A 12465-nucleotide genomic window follows, 5' to 3' on the forward strand; every position below is an offset into this window, starting at 1 on the left:
CTTGTCACGCCCATGTCAGACAAATGACGTTACCGTGTCGTGGTGTGTTTTTCGTGTTGGACGCAAGCTGATGCTTCCAATCACAAGGAGACACCATTATGCTTTACGACATGAGTATTAACGCAGAACAAGTGCGCGCCCTTCGCGAAAGCCGGGGATGGTCGCAGGAACATTTAGCCGAAGTTGCGGGATTAAGCTTGCGCACCATTCAACGGGTGGAAGCGGACGGTCGCGGCTCGCGGGAAACCAAGCTGAGTTTAGCGGCCGCTTTTGATGTGCCACTAGGTCGGCTTTCGATCGTTGTGCCAGGGGAGTCGGTACAGGGTTGCGGCGCTGAGCATACAAGTTTTTCGCTCACGACAATAGGCACGTTATTAGTGGTTATCGGCATTATAGCGGCAGCGAACATGCCATTGCTCATTGCCGGTGTTGCCATCATTGTTAGCGGCCTTTCGGTTTACTCCCTCAACTATTTAAATGTCATGCGCCGTGCCGCGGGAATGTTACCCCTGCTCGCCTCCTCTGCGTCGGTATCGGGCTTGTCATTAATGATCTCCGGCTCCTTCGTTATTCTGCTCGGGTTTGTGGTGAGCGGCAGTATTTGGTGGATACCCGGCGGCATCATTGCAGCGAGTGGCGCCATGGTTATGCTCTGGCCACTTTTAATGAAACGCTTAATCGGCGGTGATACAACTAACCCGCCGGTTGAGTAACGGATAAGTATACCTATGTGCGGTCGGCTCGATGTTAAAGATCATCCTCTGAGCGTGCTTGTCTCCGAGCAGCTCGGGCTTGATTTTCAGGTATCAACCAACCGCGACTTACGGCCAACGCAGCAGGTAAAGGTGATTGCCTCCAATGACGGTCATCTGTATTCACGCAGCACTGAATGGGGTATTCAGCCGGCTTGGGCAAAGCGTATTTTGATTAACGCCCAGGCCGAATCCGTCATGACAAAACCAACCTTTAAAAAAGCCTTTGCGCAATCTCGCTGCCTTGTTCCTTGCAGCGGATGGTATGAATGGAAGACGCAAGAAGGGGCAACGCGTAAAACGAAATACCGCTTCTCTGAAGCAAATGAGCAGCCGCTATATATGGCCGGAATTTACTATCCCCAGCAAGATTCCTCCTCCCAGCTGGTCACACTAACCACTGAGCCCACCAAGCAATGCGCAGAATTTCATCATCGCATGCCTCTTTTGATTCGCCCCAGTGAGATCGAGTTCTGGCTGCACAGCGACACCGACGCGCTGGCCCCGCTACTATCCGCCCCGAAGGATATTGAGTTGGTGGTGGAGGCGAGTTAACTCTATTTAATTAAAGTCCAGTCGCGTCGCGCTGTAGCAACTATCACAATGAAGGCTGAAAACATCGTTACGCTTTTTAACGCTTGTGCTCGTGCTATTGCACGTTGCGCAAGGGCTCTTTAGCGCTGTATTACCCGCGCATTTTGGACACTTCACATAATATCCATAACGTCCTGAATGGGTAGTTAATGATTGGTCGTTCCCACAATGTCGGCAGGACATAAAGTGCGTGTTAGAGTCGCATCTTGCTGAAATAGATGGAGGCTCAACCGAGAGATAGTCTTCTGGAATTTTAAACGGAGTCTCGTCGAGGCTTTTCTTCTCTGCTCCGGTTTGGTGAGCAAGAATAAAGTTACAGATGCCACGAAGCTCATCAAAGTTAAATGCAGGGCGGGTATCAAGAACTTTTTTCGCAACCTGATAGAATTTTCTAAAATTCATTGCTTTATCGAGTGCATCAGTGATGAACTCAGACTTGATTAACTTGCCTGCAACGTCCTTCGGCGCATTGGTTCTATCAATAATTGAGTCGCTTGAAATGGCGCAAAATACGTCGTAGCGACGACCAGCCAAACCTTGCTGAATCCCGAGAAACTTACCGATAATGTCGTCGGTGTTGGCGTAAAGAAACTGTTGAAGTAATTTGAGTTGGAGTTCGGCTTGCTTAATTGGGGAAGGCATCCCGGACCATTTGTTATTATAACTACGAATCCATTCGCCCTCTGAATTTACAATGACTTGTCCTCGGATACTTTTTGATTCAACTATGATAAATCCGTAGGTGTAGACGATGAGGTGATCGATTTGTGCTCTTTCGCCTTCATGGGTGATACGGATGTCATTGAGTACCATTACTCGTTCACTATCGCGATAGGCGCGTCGCAAGTAGAAAGCGACATCATATTCCTGTTTATTCCCTGCAGCTAATCGAACACTGGCTGTGTTAGAAGGGGCCTTTTCCTTAAGAATCATGTCTCTTTTTCTCGCCTTCCCAAACGGTAACTAATCTATACCTTATTGTTATGCGCAAAACTTTACGATGGCCGAGTGATGTTTGCAATTCAAATCAGAGAGATATTTGTTTTATTCCGCAGTGAAGCGTCCGCTAGACCACGGTGGTTGAATTGACGGTGCGATCGAGGCTTCTCAATGATATGAGCGGTTCAATAGTCTGTCGGGCTCATTCCAACACGTACAAACTACCGGTAAGCCCTTGTCCGGAGCGCAGAGAATGGCAAGCTCTGCTGACCACTGGTATTCTTTTAGGAGTTAATTGACGATGTCTGACTGACAAAAAGGCTCAGAGTATGTCCGCAGGAGATTGGAAAGACCTTTACGATGCCGCGATGGTCGGTGATTTAAGTCGGGTGCGATATCATATTGATGCTGGGGTGGATCCTAACTATCAGCATCCAGAGATTATGTGCACACCCCTAGTTGCTGCAATCATGGGCGGCCATACCGACATTGCCGAGTATCTTCTTGATCACGGTGCCGACCCTAATCTACGCTCTTCTATGGATAACCTCACCCCGCTTGAAGCTGCGGAGCAGCAGGGGCATGGGGAGTTGGTGTCGCGGTTGGCGGGGGTTGTCCCACAAAGACGAAAGAGCTCATTATGGCGTCGACTATTTTTTAGAACCTAATCCTCACGGAATCTCATGCGGAAAACCGACAAAAAGCTCGATAATCAAATTGTTAAAGCACTTACAGGGGTCTGCGAGGCGTCGAAAAACGACGTTTCTGGCTTTGATTGGCTTACCCATGAGGTGAATTACCAACGTTTCCCTGATTCGTTAGTTATTACCTTGGTATTCACTGAATCCACGCCTGAGGCGGTGCTCCAACATGGTTTAAATCAACTCGTCCCCCGCGTACAGGACGCCCTAGCGCCGATTATCGGTATACGGCTGCCTGCCCACCAGATTGAAGCGCGCTATGAGCATCAGGTGCATTAAGCGTTACTTTTTATCACCTTCATGATTAAAATAAATAATTGTTTGAAATCAGTGTCTTATATATTATCTCTTTGAAAAATAAAAATAATTTTATTTTAAAGCGATCTATAATTGTATAAATTTCGTTAAAGATTCCGAGCAGTAACTAACTTCCTGTTTTAGGAAGGACATTTGCAAGTGAGGAATTTAATATGAAAAAGTTTATATACATGGGGCTAACAGCGTTTGCCCTTTCCGGTTGCTTTAGCAGCAGCGATGGCCCTGAAGTGGGTGATCCAAACCCACCTTCTCCGCCTAGCTTCACTGTTTCGCACACATTTAATGTTCATCTATCGGGTGATCAAGAGGTTCCGCAGGTGGATACCTCTGCATCGGCTTCGGGTGTGGTTGAACTTGATGATAGTTTGATGCAAATCCGTGCCTCAATTGATTTATCGGATATCGAGAACGTGGAAGGTGTTCACATTCACGATGGCAGTATCGGCTTTAATGGTCCTGTTGCCTTTGGTTTCGAGCATACTGGCAACGGTATGTACGAAATTGATGAAACCGACATAACAGCCGCGTTAATGACCGATCTGCAAAGCGGTGGTTGGTACATTAACGTACACACCACAGATTTTCCTGATGGTGAGATCCGCGGGCAAATCGTGAACGACGACACCATGATTATTACCTTCGCTTTGTCTGGCGACCAGGAAGTTCCTGCGGTGTCGACCAGTGCAAGTGGTGTGGGTTATCTGGCAGTCGATCAAAGCACCTTTGAAGTGATGCTTACAGCGCGTACTGAAGGTGTTGATGATGCCGAGATGGCGCATATTCATACCGGACGTGTGGGTACGAATGGCGGCGTGTTGGTAGGACTCGACCCGGATCAAGATGAAGCAGGCGTTTGGGTCGCTCCGAACGGCACTATGATCGATGAGTCGACCTTAGAAGTACTGCTCAGTGGCGGTCACTATGTGAACGTGCACACGCCGGCGTTTCCAGATGGCGAACTGCGAGGCCAAATCTTAACAGATAACTTTGTTCTCGCGACTTTCCCACTCTCGGGCTCACAAGAAGTACCAGCGGTGACCACAGAAGCATCCGGTGATGGCTACGCACTTGTGAATACCGATACCTTGGATGTCGAGTTAGTGGCGGTCACGACTGGTGTTGATTTCGCTACGATGGCGCATATTCACACGGGTCGTGTGGGTATGAACGGCGGCGTATTGGTAGGTCTGGTGCAATCAGGTGAAGACTTGGGCACGTGGATGACTCCAGAAGGTACGCAAATTGATGAAGAGACCTTTGCGGTTCTGGCTTCGGGTGGACACTATGTAAATATCCACACGCCGGAGTATCCAGATGGCGAACTTCGTGGTCAGATTTTAACGGATAACTTTGTTCTTGCGACTTTCCCGCTCTCAGGTTCACAAGAAGTGCCTGCAGTAAGCACTGATGCATCGGGTGACGGTTATGCTCTGGTGAATACATCAGATTTCAGCATCGAGTTGGTTGCAGTCACTCAAGGTGTTGATGACGCAAGCGCGGCCCATATTCATACCGGCCGAGTAGGTACGAATGGTGGTGTACTCGTTGGTTTGGAGCAATCCAGTGACGATTTAGGCACGTGGATGACTCCAGAGGGTACCGTAATCGATGAAGAGATCTTTGCGGTGCTTGCATCGGGCGGACACTATGTGAATGTGCATACGCCAGCGAATCCAGATGGTGAGCTTCGTGGTCAGATTTTAACGGATAACTTTGTGATGTTTGCATTCCCGTTAACAGGTGAGCAAGAAGTGCCATCGGTGGCTACCGATGCGAGCGGTGATGGCTATGCGCTGGTGTCGACCACAGACTTTGCGTTGGAGCTTCGTGTGCTAACCCAAGGTGTTGAAGATGCAACAGCGGCTCATATTCATACTGGCTTTGCCGGAGAAAATGGCCCTGTGTTGGTTGGCCTTGAGCAAGATAGTGAGAACGCCAATCGTTGGATGGCGCCTGCTGAATTAGCGTTAACTGAAGAAATTCTCAGTGTTCTGCTAAATGGCGGACACTATGTGAATGTGCATACGCCAGCATTCCCGGACGGTGAGATTCGCGGTCAAATTGAATAAGTAATTTGAATCGTTGCACTCACTGCAAACGGTGTGTGAGTTATGAGAAAACCATCTCTCTTAACTTCCACACCGTTTTTATTTGTTCCCAAGATTGCTCGTTTCTCGGAAACGTACTAAGTTTCAAGCATCACTTCTTATCTATTATTGGGAATCGCCATGTTTCGTTTAATCTTTGCAGCGTTGTTATGTTGTGTACCTTTGGTGGCGACGGCTTCATCGCTGCCGAGTTTTCCGTTTGTGACGGTAAGCGGAGAAAGTGAGCGTGGGGTGATGCCGGACGAAGCAATCCTAACGTTTCAGATCGTGACCTTTCATGCCGAATCTGAACAGGCGAGTGCGCAACTGAATCGAACGACCCGCGAAGCGCTGCAAGTGCTTGCCGACAACGACATTCCAGATCGCGCAATTACCTCCTATGAAATTTCAAAAAATGAAGTGCGAGAGCGCGATAGCTCGTATAACCAGCTAGGAATTATTGGCTACCAGTTTAGACGTAATTTTCAGGTTGAACTTGTCGACTTAGATAAATACTCAGCAGTGGTGTTAGCCCTGCTCGATATCGACCATCTGACTTTTCAGCACAGTTCATTTGATTCGTCACAACGTCAGGCGGTTGAGCTTGAGCTAATTGCTGAGGCGGCCGCGGCTGCAAAAGAGAAGGCGGAGCAAATGGCGCAGGGGCTCGGGGTAAGCATTGATAGCGTGTTTGCCTTTAACGATACCGGTTCATTTGAAGAGTTCTTTGCTACTTTCGGGCTCAACCAAACCGTCTATTCCGAGATGCGTATGCGTACCTCAGCGCCTCCCCCCAGCGTCGACCAAGAACTCTTCATTCCCGAATCAATCCGCATCTACAAACGCGTCAACGTCATCTACAAAATCAACCCATAAAAACAGAGTTCCGCCCCAGGGGCGGAACTCTATTTTTCGCGGCTACTTGCTGGTGAGGGTGGCGTAGCTGTTCATCAAATTGCGATAGTCTGGGATGTGATTCGAGAACAAGGTACCGAGTCCTTCGATATCATTGCGCCAATCGCGATGTAATTCACAAGCAACGCCAAACCAGGTCATTAATTGTGCACCTGCTTTTGACATGCGATCTAAGGCAGCGTCACGGGTCATTTCGTTGAAAGTGCCCGAGGCGTCCGTTACTACAAATACCTCAAACTCCTCCGCCAGTGCCGACAGGGTGGGGAAAGCCACACATACTTCGGTCACTACTCCGGCAACAATTAATTGTTTCTTACCGGTTGCTTTTACCGCCTTCACGAAGTCTTCGTTGTCCCAAGCATTAATTTGTCCTGGGCGGGCAATATAAGGGGCATCCGGGAAGGTTTCTTTCAGCTCGGGCACGAGTGGGCCGTTCGGACCATCTTCGAAACTGGTGGTTAAAATGGTTGGCAGCTTGAAGTATTTTGCCAAATCGGCCAGTGCCAGAACGTTGTTTTTAAACGTATCGGGCTGGATATCGCGCACGAGCGATAACAAGCCGGTTTGATGATCAACGAGCAACACGGCTGCGTTGTTTTTGTCTAAGCGTGGATAGTCTTTCATAGCTTGTTCCTCTTTGCGCTGGCGCAGCGCATCATTGATTTATTGCTCAGGTAGTTCGCCGAAACTACCTGATTCCAGATCACGAAAAGCGGTACTGATTTGCTCTTGCGTGTTCATTACGAATGGACCGTGACCCACAACGGGCTCATCAATAGGCTCGCCCGCGGTAATCAGCACTCGGGCAGGGGTGTTTGCCTCGAGGACAATGTGGTCACCGTCGTTATTAAAGGTTGCTATGGTGGCGTCTCGACCAAGATAGTGGTCGTTCACTTGCACGGTGCCGGTGAGCACAGTGGCCATCAGGTTCCAGTCTTGATGTATCGGCAGCGTTACCCGCTCGCCAGGTTGAAGTTCGAGATCCATCACCAGCATGGGTGTCACGGTTCGGGCGGGCCCCTTCACCCCTCGGTACTCACCTGCAATGACGCGAAACGATGACGCCATACTAGGAAACGCACCTCGCGGGATGTGCCCAGAGGTAATGCTTTGATATCCAGGCGCCATCATTTTGTGGTCTGCGGGCAGGTTCACCCAAAGCTGCACCATTTCCAGCGTTCCACCTGTTTTTGCAAAATCTTCACTGTGGAACTCTTGATGCAAAATACCGGAGCCAGCTGTCATCCATTGCACATCACCGGTGCGAATTACGCCGCCTTGGCCCGTGCTATCGCGATGCTCAAGGGCACCTTGATAAACGATGGTGACGGTTTCAAAGCCGCGGTGTGGATGGGTGCCAACGCCTCGTGGAATCTGAGCGGGACCAAACTCTACTGGGCCTGCATAATCAAGGAGCAGGAAAGGGGAAAACGCTTCTGCCCCTTGGTGATACGAGAACATGGTGCTTACGGGAAAGCCGTTGCCCACCCAGTGGGCGTCTTTAACAGTATTGATATTGCGTAATGTTCTCATGTGAATTTCTCCTACTTATGGTTTTAAAAGTGTATATTTAGAACGATTAGGCGAATAGGCTTCGAACTGGCACGCATCGTTCTATATGTGGAACGGCTTTGTGGGATAACTTTGTCGGATGACTTTGTGGGGGGATAAGGGGATGACATACGATCTAAATGACTTGTTTTACTTTGCAAAAGTTGTTGAACATCGCGGTTTTGCCGCGGCGGGACGTGCTTTGAATGTGCCGAAATCGAAGTTAAGTCGGCGTGTACGTAAGCTTGAAGATGAGTTGGGGATGAATCTGCTGATTCGGTCTTCCCGTGCGTTTACCATTACCGATGTGGGTGAGCGTTTTTATGAGCATTGCCGCGCCATGCTGATTGAAGCGGAAACTGCTATGGAAACCGCGGCGTTATTTCAATCGGAGCCCTGCGGCACCATTAAGCTGTCGTGCCCAATTGGCCTGCTCAACTTTCACGTCGGCGAAATGCTTGCCGACTTTATGCAGATGTATCCGCAGGTGACCATTCATCTTGATGCCACCAATAGGCGCGTGGATGTGCTTGGCGAAGGGTTTGATTTGGCGTTGCGGGTGCGACCTTTCCCTTTGGAAGATAGCGATTTAGTTTTAAAAGTACTCTCCAGTAGAGAGCAATGTTTGGTGGCGGCGCCACGTCTGCTTGCGCACTACGGGATGCCGAACGGTCCTCGGGAAATTGCCAATTTGCCGTCACTTGCGCGAAGCAACCCGAACGAATCTCATGTATGGATTCTCAATAAAGAGGGCCATGAGGAGCTTAGAGTGCCCTTTACGCCGCGCTATACTACAACAGACATGTTGGCACTTAAGCAGGCGGCTTTAAAGGGCGTCGGTGTGGTGCAACTGCCGTCGTTAATGCTGCTTGATGATCTCGAGCGAGGCGACTTGGTGTCGCTTCTGGATGGATGGTGTCCGCGCACCGAGGTGATTCACGTGGTGTTTCCTTCTCGGCGTGGCATGCTGCCTTCGGTGCGTGCGCTGATCGATTTTCTCGCGGCCCGGTATGAGGACATTAACGAGATTTAAGCAGGCGTGGCTACCCTATTGCTGAAACGACGGGGCATGCATCCAATAATGCACAACCGCCCACTGCCCCCAGCGCGAGCGTAAGCAAAGGCCAGCCCCTGAGCTTTTCAGCTCGGTGGTGCATTTAGGGTAAGTGACCTCATCAGGACGACCCAAGTGTGCCCGCACTTGCGTGCCGGTATCGGTCTTCTCGCCAAAACCTTCCAAATACCAATCGCCATCAAAGTTTGTAAGCAGCAGCCGTTGCAGGCCGAACTCTCGGGCCGCGTCAATAATAGGCTGAATGTCTGCAGACCTTTGCCAAGCGCCGCCCGGTACCGTGCGAATCCGCCCTTGCGACTCGACGGGGCTTCGAGTACTCCACGCAATTTGCATGTATTCGGTGTCTTCGGCCAACGTGAGTAATGTTTCAATCTCACTGCCGTTCATCAATATATTATGCAAGTTGCGAACGTGATTACTCGCCCATAAATGGGGGTTAAAGAACGCGAGGATCAGCATAATTATAAAAGCGAGTAAGAATTTACGGCCAACAAAGCGCATGATAGTTCTGGGCTTCTGCGCTCTCGGTGGTTGGGGTTGATTCATGGAGCTGTCCTCGTGTTTTTATGAATTTAGCTGCTGAGGGTAAGCACCAAGCGACGCGGGCCGCCGTGATCGCGGTGCTCACACAAATAAATACCCTGCCAAGTTCCAATATTCAGCTGGCCGTTGCTGACCGGAAGGGTCACGCTGCTACCGAGAAGGCTTGATTTGAGGTGCGCGGGCATATCGTCGGGGCCCTCGCAGGTATGGCGATAGTAAGGCGCGTTCTCGGGGACCATTTCGTTGAAATGGCTTTCAAAATCTTGGCGCACCGTCGGGTCTGCATTTTCGTTAATAGTTAAGGATGCGGATGTGTGTTGAATAAACACGTGTAGTAATCCCGCGTCGCAGGAGGCAATCTCCGGAATGCCGTGGAGCACCTCTGACGTAATCAGATGAAATCCGCGCTGGCGCGCTTTTAATTGAATGGACTTTTGAACGATGGCCACACCTAATCTCCATTGATGAAGTTCTTAGAGTAAAGATACACATCTTCAGTGGATTGTTCGAGTTGCGCGGGATGTGAATCAAACACAGTAGTCTCTCATCGCCGAAGTCGGTATGCTTATTCAAGAAACTAACGTGAAAACCGAGTTCTGCCCCAGGGGTGGAACTGTTGGGTTTGGAGGGAGATGGGTATGACGATGAGTGGACGACTTTGGCGAGTTTCGAGTATTGCGTTGACGGTGATTTTGGCAACGGCGTGCTCTCCAGGAACGGATACGGAAGAGGCCGGCGCAGAGAACGGCAAGCCGGCAGGGAACCAAGCACAAGTGTTGTATGTTGCGGCCGAATACAATGACGAAAAGTTCCGATTACACTATCGTCTCGAAGTTGAGAATCCGAGTTGGTATCACCAGTACTGGCGTTTCACCGATGGCGAGTGGCAGCGCATGGGCTCGGGTGCAGATGGCCCTGATCCCCATGGCCTGTATGAAGACCGTATCAGCATGATGCTTGATGATGGCTCGGTGGAAGGTTTCGCGCGCTATGGCGGGTGGATGCTGGTGCATCCGGGAATGCGCAGTTTGGATTCCGCCGTGGATAGCGACGCGGTGCAGGCGCACCTGCTGTTAGGTGAGACCATGGGGCGTTCAGATGTGCGTAAGTACATTCCGCAGTCGCGGAACGTAGAACGCTATACAGATCAGGCCCGCTGGGATGATGTGAAATCGGAGCAAGCGCTTGATGAAATGCGCGATCGGGGAGAGTTTCTCGATTTGTGGCAATGGCGTGCGCATCGCTCCAACCCCGTTGGATTCGCAGATAATGGCTATGTGTTGCATTATCGCCTGAGCTCCGAGGGTCGCAGTATGTATAGCGATAATCGTGATTCCGAACTGAATCGCCCCGCTTACATGTTTGATGTGGAGCAAACGGGTATTCAGTCGTTGAACTGGGATGCCCTGGTGGCCCGGGAGTACGGGCAAGACGATTGGTACTACCTGAGCGAAGAGGTTGCGGTGCCTTTTGATGCGGAGCATGAGTGGCAGGAAGGAGACGTGATTCCGTTTCGTTTATTACAAACGCCTAGTGGGGCCCGCGGTGCAATCACTGCCGATGGCGCTTATGGGGATGGTGCCTGGCGCGTTACCTTAGAACGTTCTTTGGCTAGCCCCAACGCGCGTGACTCTAAGCGCTTGCGTGATGGTTATGTGTATAACGTGGCCTTTGCAGTGCATCATGGCAGTGTTGGTGCGCGCCATCATCACGTGTCATTGCCACACCGTTTAGGGCTGGGAGTAAATACCGGCGAGGCCGACATTATCGCGACATTCAGCGAGCAGCCTCTGCGAGATACCGATTTAACCTGGCACAAAGTGGAGCTGATATACCCCGGACAAGTGAATTGGGAATGGCTCACCAGCCAGCATCCAGGCGCCGGATTAATCAAAGCCGATATCGACATCAAAGTATCCGATCATCATGGCTACCTCCCGCTATTTCAACGTTACATCGAACGCCACGAGCGCCGCGTAAAAAACACCGAACGCCGGGAAGAATAACAGTTACGCCCCAGGGGTGGAACTCATGTTTCCGCGCCCTGCAAGGGCTGCAGCGAATTCGGCTGCGGACAAAAACAGAGTTATGCCCCAGGGGTGGAACTCATGTTTAAGGGGTTTGCAGTTGCCGTAGGAGTTTGGGAACTTCGACGCTGGCGGGGCCTTGTTTGTATTCAAATCCGTAGGGGACAGCGTCGATGTCTTGCGTGACTAAAAAGCACTGAGCATCCGCGCGCGCGTAGTCGACGAGATTGGCGAACGGGAATACTTTTAATGAGGTGCCAACGACGAGCACGATGTCGGCTTGTTCTACGAAGCCGATGGCGTCTTCCATGTGGTAAATAAACTCTCCGAACCAGACGACGTGGGGTCGCAATTGCGCACCTTTCGGGCAGGTATCGCCAAGGTGAATATCCTTTCCTTTTAGCTCAAACACGTCGTCGGTAAGCGAACTCCGCGCTTGCGTAACTAAGCCGTGCACATGATAAACATCGCTAGAACCAGCCCGCTCGTGCAAATCATCGACATTTTGAGTAATTACGGTGACATCGAAATTCTGCTCCGCTTCTGCTAACGCGCGATGGGCGGGATTAGGCTGCGCTTTTAGTACATCGCGCCGGCGCTGATTGTAGAATTCGAGCACTAGCGTGGGGTTATTTTGAAATGCCTCGGGCGTGGCGACATCGTAGACCGAGTGGTTGTCCCACAAGCCTCCGTTGTCTCGAAACGTGCCTAGTCCACTTTCGGCGCTCACACCGGCGCCACTTAACACCACTAATTTCTTGCGCGAACTCACCATAAATAACAACTACCTTGCTTGCCTAACGCGGCGAAATGCCAACTCTGTCTGAGTGTAGCACTGCCGGCGGCGCCAACGCACACATGCAATGGCAGCAAGTGCTCTTCGCGTGGATGGCAAAAGCGAGCATGGGGTGCTTTGGTCCAGTCGACAAGACGTTGAGTTCGGGTAGAGCTATCATTGAGTTT

General features: G+C 50.6%; 14 protein-coding genes. 8 read left to right on the forward strand and 6 right to left on the reverse strand.

Annotated elements, in window-relative coordinates:
• The first annotated feature begins 98 nt into the window (after nucleotides 1–98).
• Together HXZ99_RS07415 and HXZ99_RS07420 are read left to right on the forward strand one after the other, a co-directional pair.
• A complete protein-coding gene (locus HXZ99_RS07415) occupies nucleotides 99–713 on the forward strand; it encodes a helix-turn-helix domain-containing protein (protein WP_228517780.1) in 615 nt (204 codons plus the stop codon).
• 15 nt (nucleotides 714–728) lie between these two features.
• A complete protein-coding gene (locus tag HXZ99_RS07420) occupies nucleotides 729–1307 on the forward strand; it encodes an SOS response-associated peptidase (protein ID WP_194756659.1) in 579 nt (192 codons plus the stop codon).
• Nucleotides 1308–1313: 6 nt separating this feature from the next.
• On the opposite strand, the gene HXZ99_RS07425 is transcribed toward HXZ99_RS07420, so the two are convergent.
• Nucleotides 1314–2279, reverse strand: coding sequence for a nuclease-related domain-containing protein (locus HXZ99_RS07425; protein ID WP_194756660.1), 966 nt, complete (start codon nucleotides 2277–2279; stop codon nucleotides 1314–1316).
• 335 nt (nucleotides 2280–2614) lie between these two features.
• Here HXZ99_RS07425 and HXZ99_RS07430 point away from each other — a divergent pair, with 335 nt between their 5' ends.
• From HXZ99_RS07430 to HXZ99_RS07445, 4 genes are all read left to right on the forward strand, one after another.
• Nucleotides 2615–2953: an ankyrin repeat domain-containing protein gene (locus HXZ99_RS07430; protein WP_194756661.1), complete on the forward strand. Its 339-nt coding sequence runs from the start codon at nucleotides 2615–2617 to the stop codon at nucleotides 2951–2953.
• Nucleotides 2954–2968: 15 nt separating this feature from the next.
• Entirely contained in the window at nucleotides 2969–3265 is a 297-nt protein-coding gene (locus tag HXZ99_RS07435; RefSeq protein ID WP_194756662.1) for a hypothetical protein, read from the forward strand.
• Between the two features lie 191 nt (nucleotides 3266–3456).
• Nucleotides 3457–5373: a CHRD domain-containing protein gene (locus HXZ99_RS07440; RefSeq protein WP_194756663.1), complete on the forward strand. Its 1917-nt coding sequence runs from the start codon at nucleotides 3457–3459 to the stop codon at nucleotides 5371–5373.
• Nucleotides 5374–5532: 159 nt separating this feature from the next.
• Complete coding sequence (locus HXZ99_RS07445) at nucleotides 5533–6267, forward strand: SIMPL domain-containing protein (protein ID WP_194756664.1); 735 nt, start codon at nucleotides 5533–5535, stop codon at nucleotides 6265–6267.
• Nucleotides 6268–6309: 42 nt separating this feature from the next.
• Here the strand turns inward: HXZ99_RS07445 and ycaC are convergent, their stop codons facing one another.
• Together ycaC and HXZ99_RS07455 are read right to left on the reverse strand one after the other, a co-directional pair.
• Complete coding sequence (gene ycaC, locus HXZ99_RS07450; protein ID WP_194756665.1) at nucleotides 6310–6930, reverse strand: isochorismate family cysteine hydrolase YcaC; 621 nt, start codon at nucleotides 6928–6930, stop codon at nucleotides 6310–6312.
• Nucleotides 6931–6969: 39 nt separating this feature from the next.
• A complete protein-coding gene (locus HXZ99_RS07455; protein ID WP_194756666.1) occupies nucleotides 6970–7839 on the reverse strand; it encodes a pirin family protein in 870 nt (289 codons plus the stop codon).
• Nucleotides 7840–7981: 142 nt separating this feature from the next.
• Between HXZ99_RS07455 and HXZ99_RS07460 the strand changes: the two genes are divergently transcribed.
• Nucleotides 7982–8890 (forward strand): LysR family transcriptional regulator, encoded by a 909-nt coding sequence (locus HXZ99_RS07460; RefSeq protein ID WP_194756667.1) that lies wholly within the window; start codon nucleotides 7982–7984, stop codon nucleotides 8888–8890.
• Between the two features lie 15 nt (nucleotides 8891–8905).
• Here HXZ99_RS07460 and HXZ99_RS07465 read toward each other — a convergent pair whose 3' ends face one another.
• Nucleotides 8906–9478 carry a hypothetical protein gene (locus HXZ99_RS07465; RefSeq protein ID WP_194756668.1) on the reverse strand — a complete coding sequence of 191 codons (573 nt, stop codon included), beginning with the start codon at nucleotides 9476–9478 and terminating at the stop codon, nucleotides 8906–8908.
• Between the two features lie 26 nt (nucleotides 9479–9504).
• Entirely contained in the window at nucleotides 9505–9924 is a 420-nt protein-coding gene (locus tag HXZ99_RS07470; protein WP_194756669.1) for a secondary thiamine-phosphate synthase enzyme YjbQ, read from the reverse strand.
• Between the two features lie 189 nt (nucleotides 9925–10113).
• Between HXZ99_RS07470 and HXZ99_RS07475 the strand changes: the two genes are divergently transcribed.
• Entirely contained in the window at nucleotides 10114–11481 is a 1368-nt protein-coding gene (locus HXZ99_RS07475) for an ethylbenzene dehydrogenase-related protein (protein ID WP_228517781.1), read from the forward strand.
• A gap of 106 nt (nucleotides 11482–11587) precedes the next feature.
• On the opposite strand, the gene HXZ99_RS07480 is transcribed toward HXZ99_RS07475, so the two are convergent.
• Entirely contained in the window at nucleotides 11588–12277 is a 690-nt protein-coding gene (locus tag HXZ99_RS07480; RefSeq protein WP_194756670.1) for an SIR2 family NAD-dependent protein deacylase, read from the reverse strand.
• Nucleotides 12278–12465: the final 188 nt, after the last annotated feature.

It is taken from the genome of Aliidiomarina indica (assembly GCF_015354615.1).
Classification (GTDB): domain Bacteria; phylum Pseudomonadota; class Gammaproteobacteria; order Enterobacterales; family Alteromonadaceae; genus Aliidiomarina; species Aliidiomarina indica.

Coding starts and splice junctions, on each gene's coding strand:
- HXZ99_RS07460 (WP_194756667.1), top strand. CDS start 7,982: ATGACATACGATCTAAATGACTTGTTTTACTTTGCAAAAGTTGTTGAA.
- HXZ99_RS07465 (WP_194756668.1), bottom strand. CDS start 9,478: ATGAATCAACCCCAACCACCGAGAGCGCAGAAGCCCAGAACTATCATG.
- HXZ99_RS07440 (WP_194756663.1), top strand. CDS start 3,457: ATGAAAAAGTTTATATACATGGGGCTAACAGCGTTTGCCCTTTCCGGT.
- HXZ99_RS07475 (WP_228517781.1), top strand. CDS start 10,114: ATGACGATGAGTGGACGACTTTGGCGAGTTTCGAGTATTGCGTTGACG.
- HXZ99_RS07445 (WP_194756664.1), top strand. CDS start 5,533: ATGTTTCGTTTAATCTTTGCAGCGTTGTTATGTTGTGTACCTTTGGTG.
- ycaC (WP_194756665.1), bottom strand. CDS start 6,930: ATGAAAGACTATCCACGCTTAGACAAAAACAACGCAGCCGTGTTGCTC.
- HXZ99_RS07480 (WP_194756670.1), bottom strand. CDS start 12,277: ATGGTGAGTTCGCGCAAGAAATTAGTGGTGTTAAGTGGCGCCGGTGTG.
- HXZ99_RS07430 (WP_194756661.1), top strand. CDS start 2,615: ATGTCCGCAGGAGATTGGAAAGACCTTTACGATGCCGCGATGGTCGGT.
- HXZ99_RS07415 (WP_228517780.1), top strand. CDS start 99: ATGCTTTACGACATGAGTATTAACGCAGAACAAGTGCGCGCCCTTCGC.
- HXZ99_RS07420 (WP_194756659.1), top strand. CDS start 729: ATGTGCGGTCGGCTCGATGTTAAAGATCATCCTCTGAGCGTGCTTGTC.
- HXZ99_RS07455 (WP_194756666.1), bottom strand. CDS start 7,839: ATGAGAACATTACGCAATATCAATACTGTTAAAGACGCCCACTGGGTG.
- HXZ99_RS07425 (WP_194756660.1), bottom strand. CDS start 2,279: ATGATTCTTAAGGAAAAGGCCCCTTCTAACACAGCCAGTGTTCGATTA.
- HXZ99_RS07435 (WP_194756662.1), top strand. CDS start 2,969: ATGCGGAAAACCGACAAAAAGCTCGATAATCAAATTGTTAAAGCACTT.